This window comes from Pseudomonas asplenii (assembly GCF_001293465.1).
GTDB lineage: Bacteria > Pseudomonadota > Gammaproteobacteria > Pseudomonadales > Pseudomonadaceae > Aquipseudomonas > Aquipseudomonas fuscovaginae_B.
This window is the reverse complement of sequence record NZ_JSYZ01000006.1, coordinates 1-21109: the sequence shown is the minus strand read 5'-3', so window position 1 is coordinate 21109 and position 21109 is coordinate 1. Positions and strand designations below refer to the sequence as shown.

22 protein-coding genes are annotated in these 21109 nt (G+C 62.8%); 15 read left to right on the top strand and 7 right to left on the bottom strand.

The genetic code is table 11. The annotated features are described in order from the left end of the window. Positions 1-89 precede the first annotated feature (89 nt). Positions 90-533: an RNA polymerase-binding protein DksA gene (dksA, locus tag PF66_RS08820; protein WP_017904154.1), complete on the bottom strand. Its 444-nt coding sequence runs from the start codon at positions 531-533 to the stop codon at positions 90-92. 309 nt (positions 534-842) lie between these two features. Here dksA and PF66_RS08815 point away from each other — a divergent pair, with 309 nt between their 5' ends. Together PF66_RS08815 and sfsA are read left to right on the top strand one after the other, a co-directional pair. Beyond that, the gene (locus PF66_RS08815; RefSeq protein WP_054062483.1) at positions 843-2015 is read left to right on the top strand and encodes a pyridoxal phosphate-dependent aminotransferase; all 1173 of its coding nucleotides are present in this window, start codon (positions 843-845) and stop codon (positions 2013-2015) included. Next, positions 2015-2722: a DNA/RNA nuclease SfsA gene (gene sfsA, locus PF66_RS08810; protein WP_054062482.1), complete on the top strand. Its 708-nt coding sequence runs from the start codon at positions 2015-2017 to the stop codon at positions 2720-2722. Before PF66_RS08815 ends, sfsA begins: the two co-directional genes overlap by 1 nt. Here the strand turns inward: sfsA and PF66_RS08805 are convergent. Then, positions 2719-3036 carry a Rieske (2Fe-2S) protein gene (locus tag PF66_RS08805; protein ID WP_054062550.1) on the bottom strand — a complete coding sequence of 106 codons (318 nt, stop codon included), beginning with the start codon at positions 3034-3036 and terminating at the stop codon, positions 2719-2721. The genes sfsA and PF66_RS08805 overlap by 4 nt on opposite strands. 213 nt (positions 3037-3249) lie before the next feature. On the opposite strand from PF66_RS08805, the gene PF66_RS08800 reads away from it, so the two are divergent. From PF66_RS08800 to deoC, 4 genes are all read left to right on the top strand, one after another. Beyond that, positions 3250-4125, top strand: coding sequence for a heme/hemin ABC transporter substrate-binding protein (locus PF66_RS08800; protein ID WP_054062481.1), 876 nt, complete (start codon positions 3250-3252; stop codon positions 4123-4125). Positions 4126-4175: 50 nt separating this feature from the next. Then, positions 4176-5159 (top strand): FecCD family ABC transporter permease, encoded by a 984-nt coding sequence (locus PF66_RS08795; RefSeq protein ID WP_193394197.1) that lies wholly within the window; start codon positions 4176-4178, stop codon positions 5157-5159. Then, positions 5108-5926, top strand: a complete 819-nt coding sequence (locus tag PF66_RS08790) for a heme ABC transporter ATP-binding protein (RefSeq protein ID WP_425357890.1) — start codon at positions 5108-5110, stop codon at positions 5924-5926. The genes PF66_RS08795 and PF66_RS08790 overlap by 52 nt, the downstream gene beginning before the upstream one ends. 207 nt (positions 5927-6133) lie before the next feature. After that, the gene (gene deoC / locus PF66_RS08785; RefSeq protein ID WP_054062478.1) at positions 6134-6913 is read left to right on the top strand and encodes a deoxyribose-phosphate aldolase; all 780 of its coding nucleotides are present in this window, start codon (positions 6134-6136) and stop codon (positions 6911-6913) included. A 210-nt stretch (positions 6914-7123) separates the two neighbouring features. Here deoC and PF66_RS08780 read toward each other — a convergent pair whose 3' ends face one another. The 4 genes from PF66_RS08780 to PF66_RS08765 form a co-directional block, all read right to left on the bottom strand. Next, positions 7124-7924 (bottom strand): Crp/Fnr family transcriptional regulator, encoded by an 801-nt coding sequence (locus tag PF66_RS08780; protein WP_054058230.1) that lies wholly within the window; start codon positions 7922-7924, stop codon positions 7124-7126. 15 nt (positions 7925-7939) lie between these two features. Further along, complete coding sequence (locus PF66_RS08775; protein ID WP_010444127.1) at positions 7940-8212, bottom strand: TfoX/Sxy family protein; 273 nt, start codon at positions 8210-8212, stop codon at positions 7940-7942. Positions 8213-8446: 234 nt separating this feature from the next. Continuing rightward, a complete protein-coding gene (locus tag PF66_RS08770) occupies positions 8447-8791 on the bottom strand; it encodes a pentapeptide repeat-containing protein (RefSeq protein ID WP_017904163.1) in 345 nt (114 codons plus the stop codon). A 90-nt stretch (positions 8792-8881) separates the two neighbouring features. Further along, positions 8882-10438, bottom strand: coding sequence for an AAA family ATPase (locus PF66_RS08765; protein ID WP_054062477.1), 1557 nt, complete (start codon positions 10436-10438; stop codon positions 8882-8884). Between the two features lie 115 nt (positions 10439-10553). Here PF66_RS08765 and mrcB point away from each other — a divergent pair, with 115 nt between their 5' ends. Genes mrcB through PF66_RS08750 form a run of 3 tightly spaced genes read left to right on the top strand, consistent with a single transcriptional unit; the run spans position 10554 to position 13967 of the window. Then, on the top strand, positions 10554-12878 hold the full coding sequence (gene mrcB, locus PF66_RS08760) for a penicillin-binding protein 1B (RefSeq protein WP_054058228.1): 2325 nt from the start codon (positions 10554-10556) through the stop codon (positions 12876-12878). Between the two features lie 16 nt (positions 12879-12894). Beyond that, on the top strand, positions 12895-13638 hold the full coding sequence (locus PF66_RS08755) for a tetratricopeptide repeat protein (protein ID WP_054062476.1): 744 nt from the start codon (positions 12895-12897) through the stop codon (positions 13636-13638). Further along, positions 13638-13967, top strand: a complete 330-nt coding sequence (locus PF66_RS08750; protein ID WP_054058226.1) for a YqcC family protein — start codon at positions 13638-13640, stop codon at positions 13965-13967. The genes PF66_RS08755 and PF66_RS08750 overlap by 1 nt, the downstream gene beginning before the upstream one ends. 126 nt (positions 13968-14093) lie before the next feature. Here the strand turns inward: PF66_RS08750 and PF66_RS08745 are convergent, their stop codons facing one another. Then, positions 14094-14525 (bottom strand): DUF4124 domain-containing protein, encoded by a 432-nt coding sequence (locus tag PF66_RS08745; protein ID WP_054062475.1) that lies wholly within the window; start codon positions 14523-14525, stop codon positions 14094-14096. A 402-nt stretch (positions 14526-14927) separates the two neighbouring features. Between PF66_RS08745 and PF66_RS08740 the strand changes: the two genes are divergently transcribed. The 6 genes from PF66_RS08740 (at position 14928) to msrQ (ending at position 20905) form a co-directional block, all read left to right on the top strand. Next, positions 14928-16652 carry an acetolactate synthase 3 large subunit gene (locus PF66_RS08740; protein WP_054058267.1) on the top strand — a complete coding sequence of 575 codons (1725 nt, stop codon included), beginning with the start codon at positions 14928-14930 and terminating at the stop codon, positions 16650-16652. A gap of 1 nt (position 16653) precedes the next feature. Further along, positions 16654-17145 (top strand): acetolactate synthase small subunit, encoded by a 492-nt coding sequence (gene ilvN / locus PF66_RS08735; protein ID WP_010444113.1) that lies wholly within the window; start codon positions 16654-16656, stop codon positions 17143-17145. Positions 17146-17197: 52 nt separating this feature from the next. After that, the gene (gene ilvC, locus PF66_RS08730; protein WP_017903922.1) at positions 17198-18214 is read left to right on the top strand and encodes a ketol-acid reductoisomerase; all 1017 of its coding nucleotides are present in this window, start codon (positions 17198-17200) and stop codon (positions 18212-18214) included. Positions 18215-18359: 145 nt separating this feature from the next. Next, positions 18360-19217 carry a CDP-diacylglycerol--serine O-phosphatidyltransferase gene (gene pssA / locus PF66_RS08725; protein ID WP_054062474.1) on the top strand — a complete coding sequence of 286 codons (858 nt, stop codon included), beginning with the start codon at positions 18360-18362 and terminating at the stop codon, positions 19215-19217. A 63-nt stretch (positions 19218-19280) separates the two neighbouring features. Next, positions 19281-20294, top strand: a complete 1014-nt coding sequence (gene msrP, locus PF66_RS08720) for a protein-methionine-sulfoxide reductase catalytic subunit MsrP (RefSeq protein WP_054058222.1) — start codon at positions 19281-19283, stop codon at positions 20292-20294. Next, positions 20294-20905: a protein-methionine-sulfoxide reductase heme-binding subunit MsrQ gene (gene msrQ / locus PF66_RS08715; protein WP_054062473.1), complete on the top strand. Its 612-nt coding sequence runs from the start codon at positions 20294-20296 to the stop codon at positions 20903-20905. Before msrP ends, msrQ begins: the two co-directional genes overlap by 1 nt. Positions 20906-21109: the final 204 nt, after the last annotated feature.

Below are 21109 nucleotides of genomic sequence, written 5' to 3'. Positions count from 1 at the left end.
AGGGTACTGGAGAGTCCGCGGGTGGTGCCAGTAGACGCAGAAACGAAAACGGAGCGTTCGCACGCTCCGTTCGTTCAGTCCGGCGACGTTTACTTGCCGACCTGTTTTTCCTTGATTTCTGCAAGGGTCTTGCAGTCGACGCACATGTCGGCGGTCGGACGGGCTTCCAGACGGCGGATACCGATCTCGACGCCACAGGATTCGCACCAGCCGTACTCTTCGTCCTCGATGAGCTGCAGGGTCTTGTCGATCTTCTTGATCAGTTTGCGTTCGCGGTCGCGGGCGCGCAGTTCGAGGCTGAATTCCTCTTCCTGGCTGGCTCGGTCGGCGGGATCAGGAAAGTTGGCTGCTTCATCTTTCATGTGATCAACGGTGCGGTCGACTTCCTGCATCAGGTCCTGCTTCCACTTCTGCAGGATCTTGGTGAAGTGCTTGCGCATGGGCTCACCCATGTACTCCTCGCCCTGGCTTTCAACGTAGGGTTCGAAGCCGCTGATCGACTGGATGTTTTGCTGCTTTGCTTGGGTGGGCATGTAATGGACCGCCTCTACTCTTCTAATCCATTGCGCAGGATTGAAACGTTACCGACACCTGCCGGCCCTGCGGCTGCAAGCGGGCGAACTTACCAGATCAAATCGGGGCGCGCTACTCCCGGTTGTCGAGCCTGGCGGGAAGGGATCACTGATCATTCATTTTAGTCAATCCTGGCCATGATGTCGGAATGCTTCGTTACCGGTATTCATGGACTTCGGCGATCTTTTAAAGGTTCCCGGCGGGCTGCGCTCGGGTAAGATCAGGCTTTGCCCAAAGCGATTTTGCCCACCCGAATGCAAGGAAGGCCAATGGCTCAGCTCTACAGTGCGCGCAGTCGCGCGATCGAACCGTTCCACGTGATGGCCCTGCTGGCGCGCGCCAACGAGCTGCAGGCCGCCGGGCACGACGTGATCCATCTGGAAATCGGTGAGCCGGATTTCACCACCGCCGAGCCGATCATCCGGGCCGGCCAGGCGGCCCTGGCGGCGGGCAAGACCAGCTACACCGCCGCCCGCGGCCTGCCGCAACTGCGCGAGTCGATCGCCGGGTTCTACCGGCAGCGCTACGGCCTGGACATCGATCCGCAGCGCATCCTGGTCACCCCCGGCGGCTCCGGGGCGCTGCTGCTGGCCAGCAGCCTGCTGGTCGACCCGGGCAAGCACTGGCTGCTGGCCGATCCGGGTTACCCGTGCAATCGCCACTTCCTGCGCCTGGTGGAAGGTGCCGCCCAGTTGGTGCCGGTGGGGCCGGATGTCCGCTACCAGCTGACCGCCGAACTGGTGGACCGGCACTGGAACCCTGACAGCGTCGGCGCCCTGGTCGCTTCCCCGGCGAACCCGACCGGAACCCTGCTGAGCCGTGACGAGTTGGCGGGGCTGTCGAAAGCGGTCACGGCCCATGGCGGTCACTTGGTGGTCGACGAGATCTACCATGGGCTGACCTATGGCTGCGACGCCGCCAGCGTGCTGGAAGTCGACGACGGTGCCTTTGTCCTGAATAGCTTTTCCAAATATTTCGGCATGACCGGTTGGCGCCTGGGTTGGCTGGTGGCGCCACCGCAGGCCGTGGCCGAGTTGGAGAAACTGGCCCAGAACCTCTACATCAGCGCTCCGAGCATGGCCCAGCATGCTGCCCTGGCGTGTTTCGAACCGCAGACCCTGAGCATTCTCGAGGAGCGTCGGGCCGAGTTCGCCCGTCGCCGGGACTTCCTCCTGCCGGCGTTGCGCGAGTTGGGTTTCGGCATCGCGGTGGAGCCTGAAGGGGCGTTCTACCTCTACGCGGATGTCAGCGCGTTCGGCGGTGATGCCTTCGCGTTCTGCAAACATTTCCTGGAGACTGAGCACGTGGCGTTCACCCCGGGCCTGGATTTCGGTCATCACCTGGCCGGCCGGCATGTGCGGTTCGCCTACACCCAAAGCCTGCCGCGCCTGCAGGAAGCGGTGGAGCGGATTGCCCGTGGCCTGCGGAGCTGGCAAGGCTGATGCGTTTTTCTCCTGCACTCGAAGAGGGGCGGCTGATCAGGCGCTACAAGCGCTTCCTGGCGGACATCGAGACCGTCAGCGGTGAATTTCTGACCATCCACTGCCCGAACACCGGCTCGATGCTCAATTGTATGGTCGAAGGTGGGCTGGTCTGGTTCAGCCGTTCCAACGATCCGAGGCGCAAGCTGCCCGGCACCTGGGAAATCGGCGAGACGCCCCAGGGCCGGCTGGCGTGCATCAACACCGCGCGGGCCAATCCGTTGATCGAGGAGGCCCTGCGTGCCGGGCTGATCAGCGAGCTTGCCGGCTTCACCGGGTTGAAGCGCGAGGTCGCCTACGGCCAGGAAAACAGCCGGATCGATTTTCGCCTGGACTATCCGGCGGGGCCGGCGTTCGTCGAGGTGAAAAGCGTCACCCTCGGGTTTGACGACAGCGCGGTGGCGGCGTTTCCGGATGCGGTGACCCAGCGCGGGGCCAAGCACCTGCGTGAATTGGCCACCCTGGCGCGTGAGGGCGTGCGGGCGGTGCAACTGTACTGCGTGAACCTGACGGGGATCGAGGCGGTGCGTCCGGCCCGGGAAATCGACCCGGCCTACGCCCAGGCACTGCGGGAGGCGGTGGCGGCGGGCGTCGAGGTGCTTGCCTATGGGGTCAGCCTCAGTGCCGAGGAAATCCGCGTGGATCGGCGCCTGCCGGTGCTGTTCTAGGCGCGGACCCAGACGCCCTCGGCGTCTTCCCGGCAGTCCAGCGCCGTCAGCGATTGCCCGGTGCAGGGCCCGGCCACGCATTCGCCGCTTTCGATCAGGAACAGGGCGCCGTGGGTGGCGCACTGGATCAGGCTGGCGCTGGCATCCAGAAACTGGTCGGGCCGCCACTCCAGGGCAATGCCGCGATGCGGGCAGCGATTGCGATAGACATACACCCGACCGTCACGACGCACGGCCAGCAATGCGCTGCCGTCCAGCTCGAAGCCGCGGCTGCTATTGTTGGCGAGGGTGTCTGAAGCGCAGAGAAATTTCATCCCGATCCTTTCATCGATCTTTTGCAAGCCGGTCTTGCCTTCATGGGAGAAGGATAAGGCAATCGGTGGTATGGGGAGAAACCTGTGACAAGAGATGTTCCGGGTTGACGGTCAAATGCAAATAATTATCAAATAGATATTTGCCTGAGGGGCGTCTGCTGCCTTTCTTCCTTTGGGCCTGTCGCTCGATCACCTTTCCAAGGATGTCTGTCCATGCGCCTGAGTTCACGTCTGATTGCACTGGGAGCCGCGCTATCGCTCAGCCATGCGGCGCTGGCGGATGAGGTGCCGCAACGCTGGGTCAGCGCCGGCGGCGCGTTGTCGGAGTGGGTCAGTGCGCTGGGCGGGCAGGCGCGGCTGGTTGGCGTCGACACCACCAGCCAGCACCCCGAAACCCTCAAGGCGTTGCCGAGCATCGGTTATCAGCGGCAGTTGTCGGCCGAAGGCATCCTGAGCCTGCGCCCGCAGATTCTGATCGGCACCGAGGAGATGGGGCCGCCACCCGTGCTGGCGCAGGTCCGCGGAGCCGGGGTACAGGTGGAACTGTTCTCTGCCGAGCCGGACTTGCCGACCCTGCAAGGCAATCTGCAACACCTGGGCCGGTTGCTGGGCGATGAGGATCGGGCCGCAGAGCTGTTTCAGGGCTTCCGACAACAGCTCGACCGGCAGCAGGCCCGGCTCAGGGAGGTCCAGGCCCGGCAGCCGGCGCCAGAAGTGTTGCTGCTGATCGGCAACGCCGGTGGCAAGCCGCTGATCGCCGGCAAGGGCACCGCCGCCGAGTGGCTGTTGACCCAGGCGGGTGGGCATAACCTGGCGAGCCACACTGGCTACAAGCCGTTTTCGGTCGAAGCCCTGGCCGGATTGAATCCCGAGGTGCTGGTATTCGCCGATCGCAGCCTGACCGGTGAGGCTGCCCGCCAGGCGCTGCTGAAGGAAAACCCGATTCTGGCCTCGACCCGGGCGGCCAGGTCCGGCCGGCTCTTTGAGCTCGACCCGACCCTGCTGGTGGGTGGTCTCGGTCCGCGGTTGCCCGAGTCGCTGAAAAAACTGACCACTGAGCTCTACGCAAAGGCCCCGGCCACGCCATGACCGCGCCGGTCAAACCCCGCGCCCTGTTCATCGGCCTGGGCCTGCTGTGTCTGCTGGCAACCTGGTTGTCGCTGGCATTGGGGCCGGTCAGTCTGCCGCTGGCCGATATCCTGCGTGCGGCATTGCGCCTGCTGGGCCTGCCGTTGCCGGCCGAGGGGCTGGAGCAGGCGGAACTGATCCTCGGGCAGATCCGCCTGCCGCGGACCTTGCTGGGGCTGGCGGTGGGTGGGGTGCTGGCGCTGTCCGGTGTCGCCATGCAGGGCTTGTTCCGCAACCCGTTGGCTGACCCGGGGCTGGTGGGCGTTTCCAGCGGTGCGGCGCTCGGTGCGGCGATTGCGATTGTCGGCGGGGCGGCATTCGGTGGAGTGCCGGAGGTGATGGGGCCCTATCTGTTGTCGCTCTGCGCTTTCCTCGGCGGGCTCGCGGTGACGGCGCTGGTCTATCGGCTGGGACGGCGCAACGGCCAGACCAGCGTGGCGATCATGTTGCTGGCGGGGATTGCCCTGACCGCCCTGGCCAGCTCGGCGGTCGGGCTCTTTACCTACCTGGCCGACGATGCGACCTTGCGTACCCTGGCCTTCTGTAACCTGGGCAGCCTCAATGGCGCCAGCTACGCACGCTTGTGGCCGCTGCTGCTGGTCACCGCAGGCGTGGCGCTGTGGTTGCCGCGTCGGGCCAGGGCGCTGAATGCGCTGCTGCTCGGCGAGTCGGAGGCCGGCCACCTGGGCATCGATGTCGAAGGGCTCAAGCGCGAATTGGTACTGTGCACGGCCCTGGGCGTTGGGGCGGCGGTGGCGGCTGCCGGCATGATCGGCTTCATCGGCCTGGTGGTGCCGCACCTGGTCCGGCTGCTGGCGGGCCCGGATCACCGGGTGCTGTTGCCGGCATCGATGCTGGCGGGAGGCTGCCTGCTGTTGTTCGCCGATCTTGTGGCACGTCTGGCGCTGGCGCCGGCGGAACTGCCGATCGGCATCGTCACGGCATTCCTGGGCGCGCCTTTCTTTCTGTATCTGCTGTTGCGGGGGCGGGCCTGATGCTGCGCGCGCAGAAGCTGACGGTCTGTCGCGGCGTGAAGACCGTGCTGGCCGACATCGATCTTGAGCTCAAGCCCGGTGAGCTGCTGGGCGTGCTCGGCCCGAACGGCGCCGGCAAGAGCACCTTGCTCGGCGCCCTATGCGGCGAACTGGCACCGAGCCAGGGGCGTGTCTGGCTCGGTGGGCAGCCCCTGGCCCACTGGCAGGGCACGCAGCGGGCACAGCGTCTGGCGGTGCTGCCGCAGACCTCGACCCTCGATTTCGCCTTTCGCGTCGAAGAGGTGGTCGGCATGGGGCGCCTGCCACACCAGACCGGGCAGGTACGCGATCGGGAAATCGTCAGCGAGGCCCTGCAAGCCGCCGACGCCACTCACCTGGCCGGGCGCAGCTACCTGGCGTTGTCCGGCGGCGAACGTCAGCGGGTGCACCTGGCCCGTGTGCTGGCGCAACTCTGGCCGGGGCACAGCGGCCAGACGCTGCTGCTTGACGAGCCCACCTCGATGCTCGATCCACTGCACCAGCACACCACCCTGCAGGCGATTCGCGAGTTCGCCGACCGCGGTGCCGCAGTGCTGATCATCCTGCACGATCTCAACCTGGCGGCACGCTACTGCGATCGCCTGCTATTGCTGGAACAGGGCTGCCCCCGCGCCTTGGCAAGCCCGGCAGAGGTGCTGCAGGCCGACATGCTCAAGACGGTGTTCGGCCTGGAGGTGCTGGTGTTGCCTCATCCCGAGCGCGGGCACCCATTGATCGTCGCCCGTTGAGCGGCGCGCATCGCCGCGTCATGTAGGTCGCTTCGCAAATGCTGTCGTCATGAGTCGACAGGCTTATTTTTGTGGGACCGACACCTGGGTGGGCAAAGATTTTTCCTGTTCTTGTGTAGTCAGGGTCCTTGTCTTTGGCTCTCCATGATTTCCGCCGAATGAGTCCTTTATTGTGTCCGGGAGGTGTGATCGGATGTGGGAGCAAACATGAAGCAGATTAATCAGACGGATCGGCAGTTGGCGCACCAGGCCCTGGGTCTGCTCGACCTGACCTCGTTGAGCAATGACGACGATGCCGAGCGAATCGTTTCGCTGTGTCAGCGGGCCATGACGCCGTTCGGGCCGGTGGCCGCGGTGTGTGTCTTTCCACGCTTCGTCGCCCTGGCGCGCAAGACGCTCGATGGCCTGGGCGCACCGGGAATTCGGGTGGCCACGGTGGTCAATTTCCCCTATGGCGGGCCGAACGTGGCCTCGGCCGTCTCGGAGACGGAAGCGGTGCTCAGGGCCGGCGCGAACGAGGTGGACCTGGTCTATCCCTATCGTTCGCTGCTGATGGGCGACACGCAGACGGGGCTGACCATGGTGTCGGCCTGCCGTGACCTGTGCACTGGCCGGGCCAGGCTCAAGGTGATCCTGGAAACCGGTGAGTTGCGCGACCCGCAGATGATTCGTCAGGCCAGCCAGGATGCGATTGCCGCCGGTGCCGATTTTCTCAAGACCAGTACCGGCAAGGTGCTGGTCAACGCGACCGAACAGGCGGTGCGGATCATGCTCGAGGCGATTGCCGAGCGTGGTGGGCTGGTGGGCCTGAAAGCGGCGGGCGGTATTCGCACGCTGGCCGATGCCCGTACCTACATCGAACTGGCCAGGAGTCGCTTCGGCGCGGGCTGGGTCGACGCCGATCATCTGCGTCTGGGGGCTTCGGGGCTGCTGGACGAACTGCTGGCGCACCTGGAGTGGTCGGCGGAGCCTTCGGGCAGCGACTGAGCAGGGGCTTGTTCCAGACAAAAAAAGACCCGGCAAAAAGCCGGGTCAATAACCGTGATTAGCCTGATGAGGAGATAATCTGAAGAGTCCGAACCAAGGGCCTTTCAGAAAATCCAACCGATCTCGCGATCAGTTGTGATAATCATAACGATTCTCATTTCTAAGTCAACAGCTTTTTTTCGACCGCCCGTCGCCGTTCCCTGGGCGGGCTCAACCGGACAGCCTGGCCGTGTTCAGGCGGGTGACTTCCCGGTTCAGCAGGTCGATGCGGCGCGCCATGCTCTGGATCAGGCTGTGGGCAATGCGCGGGTTGCTCTGGGTCAGGCTGAGGAACTGGTCCTTGGGAATCAGCATGACCGAGCAGGCCTGGCTGGCGATCACCGTGGCGCTGCGTTTCTCGCCGGTGAACACCGCCATGGCGCCGAAAATCTCATCCTTGGGCACATCGCCGACCTTGTGGCCGTCGACAAAGGCCTCGGCGTGCCCCTCGATAATAATGAAGACGTGATCGGCATCGTCGCCCTGGCGGATCAGCACCTCGCCGGCCGCTACCTGCTGGAAGCCGTTGCTGCTGCGAAATTCCGGCTGCTTGAGGCGGGTGACGGCATCCGACAGCAGGGCGGTGTGCCCCACCAGGTAGCGCAGCAGCATTTCGCTGCGGGTTTCGTCGGCATGGATATGCTGGAACACCTCGCGCCGCCGGTAGGGCAGCAGGCGCAGCGGACCATCGCTGCTCAGCAGGCAGCGTGGCCAGTCGATGCCCTGGCGCAAGCCCACCAGGTCGCCTTCATGCAGGTAGAACAGGGGGCGTTCGTCGACCCTGGCATGCACCAGGCCGCTTTCGATCAGGTAGAGCCGGTCGTCGGCCAACTGCGCGGAGAGGTCGGCAGTCTCCTCCAGTTCGACGGCCTCGTCACAGGGAGACAAGCCCTCCAGTAGCCGAGCGGGAATGCTCTGCAGCCGATTGATCAATTCATCGGCGTACGCCGGTTGCTCCCCGAGTAGATACATGACAAACCTGCACAATCAATTTTTATGGCGTGACGATATCGCTTCCAGTTGTTTATTCAAGGCCTCTTTACGTTCCAGCGGGATGTCGTTCCAGTGAATGTCCATCAAGGCGCCCTCGATGGCGTACAACAGCACTTTCGATGCTCTGAATCCCCGGGTTCTGACTGCGCGATAGGCGTCCACTGCCCCTAGCCGCCGCAAGTCCGATGCGCTGTGGATGCCCACCGCGTGCAGCCATTGCGCCGACGTCTTGCCCAGGTTTTTCAGATGTTGCAGTTCATCGTTCATCAAGCCTCCTTGCGATGGCCGAACGCTGCGTTGACGAGAGTAGGCAAGCCTGAAAAGAGTGTAGCGGTCAGTAGGAAAAGCGTGGTTCGTTGGTCGGTTTGGGCGCAAAAGCTTCTAAGGGCCAGTGCGAAACCGCCCTGGTCAGGCGGGGGCTGGGAAGGGATAAGCGATACCTGCCGCTGTCCGGGGCATCGACTGGCGCCGGACTCGACGAGTGTGATGTTGCCGGACGGATTATTCCGGTTCGTAGCGCATCCGCGTACCGAACTGGACCGACATCAGAATTTCCGCAGCCTTCAGTTGGGGAGGGAAGTAGGCGCCGGAGATCTGTGCGTGGGCCACGCTGGCACCTTCGAGCCGGGAGTTCTGGAAGTCCACCCCGCGCAGGTCGGCAGAACGGAAGTAGGCGTTGGTGAAGTCGATCCCGTCGGCATTCAGTTCGCGCAGGTCGAGACCGCGGAAATCACCACCGCGCATGTCGATCGGGCCGTCCTTGGGACGGGCCTTGTTGAAGCCGGCAATATCATCTTTGTGCAGCAGGGCATACAAGGCAGAGTCGAGAAGCTTGGGCTGGCTCATGGGGCGTCTCCCGTTGGATTTATGACGCCAGTATAATGCCACTATGTTTCAGCCGTGAAGCGAATGCGGCTTCACGGCTGAATATAGTTTCTACAGATTAGGCAAACGCAGGCGAATTTGCGCGATCAGGGTGTCGAGACTGCCACTTTCATTGGTCTGGACACGCTTGGTGTGGAGAATTTCATCGGCACCCAGTGCTTCGCGGGAAGCCTGTTGCGCGGCGATGACTTCCAGGGTCGCATCGGATGGGTCGACGGCGTCGGCCTGGCGTTGTGCCAGCCAGCTTTCGATGACGGCCTGGGGGGCGTCGCAATCGATGATCAGGCACGGCGCCCCGGTGGCCTCGGCCACCTTGGCGGCGGCGTCGCGCTGGTTGCGCTTGAGGTAGGTGGCGTCGATCACCACCGGGAAGCCGGCACGCAGGATGATGTCGGCGATCTCGTGCAGGCGCTGGTAGGTCTGCGCGCTGGCGTCCTGGCTGTAAATGCCGGCGCCGACGTCCTGCTTGCCCTGCTGGAGGCCGAACAGGCGCTTGCGTTCGACGTCCGAGCGCAGGCGTACCGCGCCCAACGCCTCGACCAGGCGCATGGCGACGTGGCTCTTGCCGACTGCCGAGACGCCGTGGGTGATCGCCAGGAAGCGCGATGGAATGGTGCTGTAGCTTTCCGCCAGGTTGGCGTAGTTGCGGTACTGGCGCAGGGTGGTCGCGCGCTGCACGGCGGTGGCTTCGGGCGACAGGCTGAACAGCGCGACCTTGGCCCGCACCAGGGCCCGATAGGCCTTGTAGAAGTTCAGCACTTCCAGGCCCTGGTAATCGCCGGTCAGTTCCAGGTACTGGCTGATGAAGCGTCGGGCCAGACTCTTGAGGCCGCGGTCTTCCAGGTCCATGGCCAGGAACGCGGTGTCGGCATAGACGTCGGTGAAGCGGAACGGCTCGTTGAACTCGATGCAGTCGAAGATCACCACCTTGCCGTCGATCACGGTGGCGTTGCCCAGGTGGATATCGCCGTGGCACTCGCGGATGAAGCCTTCGGCCTTGCGCTGGGTGAACAGCGGCTTGAGGCGCTCGAAGCTGGATTCGGCCCAGGCTTGCAGCGCATCGAGCTGCTGCAGGTCGGCCTTGTCCTGGAGGAAGGGGCGAATCTGCTCGAAGTTCTGGCGGACAGGGTCCATGACCGCTTCCGGCGTGCCCTGGTAGTGCTCCTGGGGAACGTGCGGGGCGTTCAGGTGGAACTGCGCGATCTGCTGGGCCATCTCGTCGATATGCCGGGTGGTCAGCTCACCGTTGGCCTGCAGGGTGCTGAGCAACTGGCTCTGGGGGAACTGACGCATTTTCAGCACGTATTCGATAGCCGGGCCGTCGCCGCCCAGTTGTGGCGCCTCGGCGCTGCCGGTGATCGGCAGGACTTCCAGGTACAGATCGTCGGTCAGGCGCTGGTTCAGGCGCAGTTCTTCATTGCAGAAGTGGCCGCGGGCGGACAGTTCGGTGAAGTCGAGGAAGCCGAAGTTCATCGGCTTCTTGATCTTGTAGGCGTAGGAGCCGGTGAGCAGCACCCAGGAAATATGGGTTTCGATGAGCTGGAACCCTTCTACCGGATGCGGGTAGAGGGCCGGGTTTTGCAGGGCGGCGATTAGGGACTGGCTCACGAGCGATCCTTCAGAGGTCAGAAATTCAAGGGCGTCATTATGGCCGCTAAGGTGGGGAGTGCAAACCGCCGGGTGTACATGTTGATCATGAATAAAGTGCGTATAATCCGCGCCCATGACTCGTACCCGATCCCCTCGTTCCAAACCCAAACCTCCGTCCGGTGGCCTTCGTCCCTGGCTCGGCTGGGCGCTCAAGCTCAGCCTGGTCGGTCTCGTGGTGCTGGCCGGCTTTGCCGTCTACCTCGATGCCGTGGTGCAGGAGAAGTTCTCCGGCAAGCGCTGGACCATTCCGGCCAAGGTCTATGCCCGGCCGCTGGAGCTGTTCGTCGGCCAGAAGCTGAGCAAGGAAGACTTCCTGACCGAGCTCGATGCCCTGGGCTACCGCCGTGAGTCGGTGGTCAATGGCCCCGGCGCGGCGTCCGTCAATGGCAACACGGTCGACCTCAACACCCGTGGCTTCCAGTTCTACGAAGGAATGGAGGCTGCCCAGCCGGTACGGGTGCGCTTCTCCGGCGACTATGTGGCGGAGCTGGCCGGGCTCAACGGCGCGAAACTCTCGGTGGTGCGCCTGGAGCCGCTGCTGATCGGCGGCCTGTACCCGAAAAACCTCGAAGACCGGATTCTGATCAAGCTCGACCAGGTGCCGCCCTACCTGCTCGATACCCTGGTCACCGTGGAAGACCGCGATTTCTATCACCACTTCGGGGTTTCGCCGAAGTCGATCGCCCGGGCGGTCTGGGTCAACACTTCCTCCGGGCAGATGCGCCAGGGCGGCAGTACCCTGACCCAGCAGTTGGTGAAGAACTTCTTCCTGACCAACGAACGCAGCCTGAGCCGCAAGCTCACCGAGGCCATGATGTCCCTGCTGCTGGAGATGCACTACAGCAAGCAGGAAATTCTCGAGGCCTACCTCAACGAGGTCTTCATCGGCCAGGACGGCCAGCGCGCGGTGCACGGTTTCGGCCTGGCCAGCCAGTTCTTCTTCAGCCAGCCGCTGGCCGAGCTGAAACTGCACCAGGTGGCATTGCTGGTGGGGATGGTCAAGGGCCCTTCCTATTACAACCCGCGGCGTTATCCGGACCGGGCGCTGGAGCGGCGTAACCTGGTGCTCGACCTGCTGGCCCAGCAGGGCGTGGTGACCACCGAGCAGGCCGAGGCGGCGAAGAAGATGCCGCTGGGTGTGACCAAGCGCGGCAGCCTGGCCGACAGCTCGTTCCCCGGCTTCCTTGACCTGGTCAAGCGCCAGTTGCGCGAAGACTACCGTGACGAAGACTTGACCGAGGAAGGGCTGCGGATCTTCACCAGCTTCGACCCGATCCTGCAGATGAAGGCCGAGGCGTCGGTCAATGACACCTTCAAGCGCCTGGGGGCCCGCAAGGGCGCCGAGGATGTGGAAGCGGCCATGGTGGTGACCAACCCGGAAACCGGTGAGGTCCAGGCCATGATCGGCAGCCGCCAGCCCGGTTTCGCCGGTTTCAACCGTGCCCTGGATGCCGTGCGCAACATCGGCTCGCTGATCAAGCCGGCGGTCTACCTGACGGCGCTGGAGAAACCGAGCCAGTACACCCTGACCAGTTGGCTGTCGGACGAGGCGTTCTCGGTGAAAGGCGCGGACGGGCAGGTCTGGAAACCGCAGAACTTCGATCGCCGCTCCCATGGCACGATTTTCCTGTACCAGGGGCTGGCGCACTCCTACAACCTGTCGACGGCGCGCCTCGGCCTGGAAGTCGGGGTGCCGAACGTGCTCAAGACGGTTGCCCGACTCGGCATTACCCGCGAATTCCCGGCCTATCCGTCGATTCTGCTGGGGGCCGGCGGCATGACGCCGATGGAAGTGGCGACCATGTACCAGACCCTCGCCAACGGCGGTTTCAATACGCCGATGCGCGGTATCCGCAGCGTCCTGACGGCTGAGGGCGAACCGCTCAAGCGTTATCCGTTCCAGGTCCAGCAGCGTTTCGACCCGGGCTCGATCTACCTGATCCAGGCGGCGATGCAGCGGGTGATGCGCGAGGGGACCGGGGCCAGTGCCTATAACGTCCTGCCCCGGACCCTGACCCTGGCGGGCAAGTCCGGTACCAGTAACGACTCCCGGGACAGCTGGTTCGCCGGGTTCAGCCAGGACCTGCTGGCCGTGGTCTGGCTGGGGCGCGACGACAACGGCAAGACGCCGTTCACCGGTGCCACCGGCGCGCTGCAGGTGTGGACCAGTTTCATGAAGAAATCCGATCCGCTGCCGCTGGACATGCCGCAACCGGATAACATTGTTCAGGCCTGGATCGATCCACATACCGGGCAGGGCTCCGATGCCAATTGCCCCGGTGCGGTACAGATGCCGTATATTCGCGGCAGCGAGCCGGCACCCGGTGCGGCTTGCGGTGGCTCGGCGCCCGCGCCGGCCAGCGAAGTGATGGATTGGGTCAAGGGCTGGTTGAATTAAGCGAAGAGGGTTTGCAGTGAACAAATGGTGGTTTCCAGCTTTTACAGCTCTGGCTTTGCTTGGCGGTTGCTCGAGCGTGCCCCATGGTTCGATCCCGGTCGTCGACTCCGGGACAGCCGTCTCCAACAATGACCGGATTTCGGCCAACGGCGGCTTCCGCCAGACCACCATCCGCCGTGCCGCGCCGAACCAGACCCAGGCCGTTCCGCAGGATTCCGGCGTGGTGGTGATGGTGCCCGGTGGTGGGGCGACGACGTCCGCGCCGATCAGCAGCGAGCCGTGGACGCCCGGTCCTTCCACCACCGGTCCGATCACGCCGGGTCCGGTGGACAGCACGCCGATCCAGACGTCGTCGATCAACCAGGGCGGCTACGGCCTGTCGCAACCGACCGGCATTCCATCCGGCAACAGCGGTGGCCTGTCGGCGGACGAACAACTGGATGGTCCGGTGCTGGCACTGCTGACCACGGCCCAACAGCAGCAGTCCGGCGGCGACCTGAACGGTGCGTCGTCGAGCCTGGAGCGCGCCCAGCGTGTGGCACCGCGTGAGCCGCAAGTGCTGTATCGCCTGGCCCAGGTGCGCATGGCCCAGGGCGATGCGCCGCAGGCCGAGCAACTGGCACGGCGTGGCCTGGGGTTTGCCAACGGTCGTCCGGACCTGCAGGCCAGCCTCTGGGAACTGATCGCCCAGGCCCGGGAAAAGCAGGGTGACGCCGCCGGTGCTGCCCAGGCTCGCCAGAAGGCCAGGGTCAATCTCTGATGGATAGCCGCTTTCCGTTGATCGCCGACCAGTTGCTGCTGATCGAGCGTGAGCTGCGTGCCCAGGGGTGGTGGGACGAGGAGGCGCCGAGCGAGGAGGCGTTGTCCAGTGTCGAGCCGTTCAGTGTCGATACGCTGGAGTTCGAGCAGTGGCTGCAATGGATCTTCCTGCCGAGGATGAAGATCATCCTCGAAGAGGATCTGCCGCTGCCCAGCGCTTCGGGCATCCTGGCCATGGCCGAGATGGTCTACGGCCAGCGTCCGGGAGAGGGCGTGGAGTTGCAGGCATTGCTGGCGCAGTTCGATCGATTGATCGGCGAGTCCAGCTAGTTCGACCAGCGAGCACCTTCAAGGATGAATCCGGCTATTACAGGTGCTCGCGCCATGCATGAATCCTGCGAACGGCGCTGACACTGCGGGAGCAGGATCTGTCCGCGAAGAGGGCGCCACGAACCTTCAGGAGCAGTGATCCTCGATCACCTTGCGCGTCTCGATCAGGCGTGTCTGCCGTTCCTCATCGGTCAGCCGATGCAATTCCCCGTTCACTTCCTCCCGAACCCGCGGGTCGTTCAGTAGTTGCGCCAGGTTGGTCCTGGCCTTTTCGCAGAACACCTTGCGCGCCGCTTCCTGCTCGGCCACCTGCTTCCTGACCTTGGCATCCACGGCATTCTGGTCGCCCACCGGCTTGCTGGCCGGGACGTCGCCTCTGGTCGGCGAGGTCGGGTTGGGGCTGATCGCCGGGGTCACCACGGTCGCGGACTGCCCGGGAGGAGGGGTTGCGTCGAAATGGGTCACGCCCTGGGCGTCCACCCATTTGTAGATCGGAGCGGCCAGGCACAGCGGGCTCAGGGCAAACAGCAGGCTGGCCGTGAGAATGCTCGTACGCATCGGGTTTCCTTGTCAGGCAGTTCAATCAGCAAGCTAGCATATACCTTGTGTCAGGGTTTTCTGCTGCATTCTCATGCACTTGGTTCGAAGAAAGCGCATAGATGACTTGACTTGAGCGAGGCGAATCAGAACAATCCAAAGTCCGCTGTAGAGGGACTGCCAGAAGCAGACCCACTCGGCAGATCATGAGGCGCACATCCGCGCCGACCTGTTACACCCGCAACGCGTTACCTCGCGCTGGGTGGGAAACCCCCGCAACACTTGGGGCACTCCCAATACTTGCTCAGTCAGTGCTGACGTAGTCGGCGACCACCGTCGCTCATGCTCTGTCGAGAAGTAAACCTATTAAGACCCGTCTCCAGTGTCTGTGGACGGTATTCTGGCGTTTTAGAGGTGAACAACGTGGAGCTTTTATCTGGCGGTGAGATGCTCGTCCGCTTCTTGCGTGACGAAGGCGTCAAATATATCTACGGGTACCCGGGTGGTGCTCTTCTTCATGTCTACGATGCCCTGTTCAAGGAACCGGAAGTAACCCACATCCTGGTTCGTCACGAGCAGGCCGCTACCCATATGGCTGACGGCTACGCCCGTGCCACCGGCAAGGCCGGCGTGGTACTGGTGACTTCCGGTCCTGGCGCGACCAACGCCATCACCGGTATCGCCACGGCCTACATGGACTCCATTCCGATGGTGATCATCTCCGGTCAGGTGCCGAGCACCCTGGTCGGTACCGACGCGTTCCAGGAAACCGACATGATCGGTATCTCCCGGCCGATCGTGAAGCACAGTTTCATGGTCAAGCACGCCTCGGAAATCCCGGAGGTCATGAAGAAGGCGTTCTACCTGGCGCAATCCGGCCGTCCTGGTCCTGTCGTTGTCGATGTCCCGAAAGACATGACCAACCCGGCCGAGAAGTTCGAATACGTTTTTCCGAAGAAAGCCAAGCTGCGTTCCTACAGCCCGGCGGTCCGTGGCCATTCCGGCCAGATCCGCAAGGCTGCCGAAATGCTCCTGGCCGCCAAGCGTCCGGTGCTCTACTCCGGCGGTGGCGTGATCCTTGGCGGCGGTTCCGCACCGCTGACCGAACTGGCAAAGATGCTCAATCTGCCGGTGACCAACACGCTGATGGGCCTGGGTGGCTACCCTGGCACCGACCGTCAGTTCGTCGGCATGCTCGGCATGCACGGCAGCTACACCGCCAACCTGACCATGCACCACGCCGACGTGATCCTGGCCGTCGGTGCGCGTTTCGATGACCGTGTCATCAACGGCGCGCCGAAGTTCTGCCCGAACGCCAAGATCATCCACGTCGATATCGACCCGGCATCGATCTCCAAGACCATCAAGGCAGACGTGCCTATCGTGGGTCCTGTGGAGAGCGTGCTGACCGAAATGGTTGCAGCCCTCAAGGAAATCGGCGAGACCCCGAACAAGGAGTCGGTTGCCAGCTGGTGGAAGCAGATCGACGAGTGGCGCGGCGATCGCGGCCTGTTCCCTTACGACAAGGGCGACGGCAGTATCATCAAGCCACAGACCGTGATCGAGACCCTGTGCGAAGTGACCAAGGGCGATGCCTTCGTCACCTCCGACGTGGGCCAGCACCAGATGTTCGCGGCGCAGTACTACAAGTTCAACAAGCCCAACCGCTGGATCAACTCCGGTGGCCTGGGCACCATGGGCTTCGGCTTCCCGGCGGCCATGGGCGTCAAGTTGAACTTCCCGGATTCTGACGTCGCCTGTGTCACCGGCGAGGGCAGTATCCAGATGAACATCCAGGAACTGTCCACCTGCATGCAGTACGGCCTGCCGGTGAAGATCGTCAACCTGAACAACGGTGTGCTCGGCATGGTCCGCCAGTGGCAGGACATGAGCTACGGCAGCCGCCACTCGCACTCGTACATGGAATCGCTGCCTGACTTCGTCAAGCTGGTCGAGGCCTACGGTCACGTCGGTATCCGTATCACGGATCTGAAAGACCTGAAGCCGAAGATGGAAGAAGCGTTCGCCATGAAGGATCGCCTGGTGTTCCTCGACATCCAGGTCGATACCAGCGAGCACGTCTACCCGATGCAGATCAAAGACGGCTCCATGCGCGATATGTGGCTGAGCAAGACGGAGCGTACCTAACATGCGGCACATCATTTCCCTGCTTCTGGAAAACGAACCGGGTGCTCTGTCCCGTGTAGTCGGCCTGTTCTCGCAGCGCAACTACAACATCGAAAGCCTGACCGTGGCACCGACCGAAGACCCGACCCTGTCGCGTCTGACGCTGACCACCGTCGGGCATGACGAGATCATCGAGCAGATCACCAAGAACCTGAACAAGCTGGTCGAAGTGGTCAAACTGGTCGATCTGTCGGAAAGTGCTCATATCGAGCGCGAGCTGATGCTGGTCAAGGTCAAGGCCACCGGCGCCCAGCGCGCCGAGATCAAGCGCACCACCGATATCTATCGTGGGCAGATCGTCGATGTCAGCGCCAGCGTCTATACCGTGCAACTGACCGGTACGAGCGACAAGCTGGACAGCTTCATCCAGGCGATCGGGACGGCCTCGATTCTGGAAACCGTACGCAGTGGCGTCACCGGGATTGCCCGTGGCGACAAAGTACTGAGCATCTGATTTCAATCAATTTAGCGAATGGCCTGATGGCCTGGATATATAGGGGTATTTCATGAAAGTTTTCTACGATAAAGACTGCGACCTGTCGATCATCCAGGGCAAGAAAGTCGCCATCATCGGTTACGGTTCCCAGGGCCACGCGCAAGCCTGCAACCTGAAAGACTCCGGCGTCGACGTGACCGTCGGCCTGCGTAAAGGCTCGGCCACCGTTGCCAAGGCCGAGGCCCATGGCCTGAAAGTGGCTGACGTTGCCACCGCCGTTGCCGCGGCCGACCTGGTCATGATCCTGACCCCGGACGAGTTCCAGGGCCAGCTGTACAAGAACGAGATCGAGCCGAACATCAAGAAGGGCGCTACCCTGGCCTTCTCCCACGGCTTCTCGATCCACTACAACCAGGTCGTTCCACGTGCCGACCTGGACGTGATCATGATCGCGCCGAAGGCTCCAGGCCACACCGTACGTTCCGAGTTCGTCAAGGGCGGCGGTATCCCTGACCTGATCGCTATCTACCAGGACGCCTCGGGCAACGCCAAGAACGTCGCGCTGTCCTACGCTGCTGGCGTCGGTGGCGGCCGTACCGGCATCATCGAAACCACCTTCAAGGACGAGACCGAAACCGACCTGTTCGGTGAGCAGGCCGTTCTGTGCGGCGGTACCGTCGAGCTGGTCAAGGCCGGTTTCGAAACCCTGGTTGAAGCAGGCTACGCGCCGGAAATGGCCTACTTCGAGTGCCTGCACGAACTGAAGCTGATCGTTGACCTCATGTACGAAGGCGGTATCGCCAACATGAACTACTCGATCTCCAACAACGCCGAGTACGGCGAGTACGTGACCGGTCCGGAAGTCATCAACGCCGAATCCCGTCAGGCCATGCGCAACGCTCTGAAGCGCATCCAGGACGGCGAATACGCGAAGATGTTCATTTCCGAAGGTGCCACCGGCTACCCATCGATGACCGCCAAGCGTCGTAACAACGCTGCTCACGGCATCGAGATCATCGGCGAGCAACTGCGTTCGATGATGCCTTGGATCAGCGCCAACAAGATCGTCGACAAGACCAAGAACTAAGTTCGAGTCTGTCTGGAAAAACGCGGCCTAGGCCGCGTTTTTTCGTTTAGGGGGCGGCTTCTGGTATAAAGCTGCATCGTTTTGCCGCCGAACGCCGGTTGCGAACCCCTGTCGAATCACTTTTCACCGTTGCAAGGTACTGTCCATGAGCGAACGTCCCGAAGAGCCGAGCCAGGCTCCTGACGCCGAAAGCCTGCTGCCGATCGATGAACATGTCGAAGAAGGGCATGACGCCGAAGGCCGTAAGGTCCGGCATCGTGGTATCTATCTGCTGCCTAACCTCTTTACCACCGCGAACCTGTTCGCCGGTTTCTACGCCATCATCAGTGCGATGAGTGCGCAAAGCGCCGCCAGTGCCGGCGATCCGGCCGGAGCGAGCAAGTATTTCGCGTTTTCCGCCATCGCGATCTTCGTTGCCATGGTGCTCGATGGCCTGGACGGGCGTGTGGCCCGGATGACCAATACGCAGAGCGCCTTCGGTGCCGAATATGACTCGCTGTCCGACATGGTCGCCTTTGGCGTCGCTCCGGCCCTGCTGGCCTTCGGCTGGGCGCTGGGGGACATGGGCAAGGTCGGCTGGATGGTGGCCTTCATTTATGTGGCGGGCGCGGCGTTGCGTCTGGCGCGCTTCAACACCCAGGTCGGCACGGCCGACAAGCGTTACTTCATCGGCCTGGCCAGCCCGGCGGCAGCCGGTGTGGTGGCCGGCACGGTCTGGGCGTTCAGCGACTACGGTATCCAGGGGTCGAAGATGTCGTTCCTGGTGGCGTTGCTGGTGGCGGCGGCTGGAATGCTGATGGTCAGCAACATCAAGTACAACAGTTTCAAGGAGCTGGATCTCAAGGGCCGCGTACCGTTCGTGGCGATCCTGGCCGTGGTGCTGGTGTTTGCCGTGGTCTTCAGCGACCCGCCACGCATCCTGTTGCTGATTTTCCTCGCCTATGCGGCGTCGGGGCCTATCCAGTACCTGCTGCATTTACGTCGGAACAACAACGGCAAGTGATGTAATTTCCTCCAGACTCCGTAGTCTATTGATGCATCTGTCATCCAATACTGCGGAGTCGCCATGCTGATCAAGCTTTCCAGAACCTCCGACTCCAGGGAGTCGGAGGTCACGCCTGAAGCACTCTATCTTTCCCGTCGCAGCCTGTTGGGTGGCTCCGTGGCTGCCTTGGCGCTCGCTGGCATGCCGGGTTGGGCCGGTGCCGAACAGATGGCGCCCTATGCCGATGTCGAGGCAGGCCATGCGCCGTCCTGGTTTGCCGGCAAGCTGCCGGATACCCGCTGGGGTGCGGTAACGGTCAAGGACGAAGCTATCACGCCGTACAAGGACGCGACGCACTACAACAACTTCTACGAGTTCGGCACCGACAAGGGCGACCCCGCGCAGAATGCCGGTTCGCTGAAGACCGAGCCGTGGTCGGTGGTGATCGATGGCGAGGTTGGCAAGCCTGGCCGCTATGCCCTCGAAGACTTCATGAAGCCCTATCAGTTGGAGGAGCGGATCTATCGGCTGCGCTGTGTCGAGGCCTGGTCGATGGTCATCCCGTGGATCGGTTTCCCGATCTCGGCCTTGCTCAGGCAGGTCGAGCCGACTTCGAAGGCCAGATACATCCGTTTTGAGACTCTGCAGGATCCGAAGAGCATGCCGGGGCAGCGCTCCGGGTTTGCCCTGATCGACTGGCCCTATGTGGAGGGGCTGCGCCTGGATGAGGCGATGAATCCGCTGGCGATCCTCGCGGTGGGCATGTATGGACGGGAACTGCCGAATCAGAACGGTGCGCCGTTGCGTCTGGTGGTGCCATGGAAATATGGCTTCAAGAGCGTCAAGTCCATCGTGCGCATCAGTCTGGTGGAGGAACAGCCGAAGACCACCTGGCAGAGTATCGCGGCGAATGAGTACGGCTTCTATGCCAACGTCAATCCGACAGTTGACCATCCGCGCTGGACTCAGGCCCGGGAGCGGCGCCTGCCCAGCGGACTGTTCAGCCCGAATGTGCGGGAGACGCAGATGTTCAATGGTTACTCGGAGGAGGTCGCCTCCTTGTATGCCGGCATGGATCTGCGGAAGAACTACTGATGCGATATCCGTTCTGGCGTTTGAGTGTGTTTGTCGCGGCAATGGTCTGGCCGTTGCTCTGGTTGTATCAGGCCTGGATCTTTGCCCTGGGGCCGGACCCGGGCAAGGTGCTGGTGGACCGGTTGGGATTGGGGGCATTGATTCTGCTGCTGGTGACCCTGGGGATGACGCCATTGCAGAAGTTGAGTGGCTGGCCGGGTTGGATAGCGGTGCGGCGGCAGTTGGGGTTGTGGTGTTTTGCTTATGGGGTGTTGCACCTGGCGGCCTACCTGGTTTTTGTGCTGGGGCTGGACTGGTCGCAATTGGGTGTGGAGTTGAGCAAGCGGCCCTACATCATTGTCGGGGCCCTGGGTTTTCTGGGGCTACTGGTGCTTGCCGTTACGTCGAACCGCTATAGCCAGCGTCGGCTGGGCAAGGCGTGGAAGAAGTTGCACCGCCTGGCCTATGTGATCCTCGGGCTGGGATTGTTGCACATGTTGTGGATCGTCAGGGCGGATCTGAAGGAGTGGACGGTGTATGCCGTCATAGGTGCCTTGCTCCTGCTTTTGCGTATCCCGATGGTTGCACGGCGGATGCCGCGCCTCACCCCAAAAAACGCCGCCTCCCTCTAGGGCGCATACCCTCCAATCTGTAGGAGCCGGGCTTGCCCGCGAATAGGGTTGTCCTGGCGACGCAAGGCTTGAGGGCGTATTCGCGGGCAAGCCCGGCTCCTACAGGGATGCTGGGTGGTGCGGGTTGGGTGTTTTGGCCTTTATGACAGAAATCTGAAAATAACGGTTGACGCTCATTCCCAGGGGCCTATAATGCGCCCCACT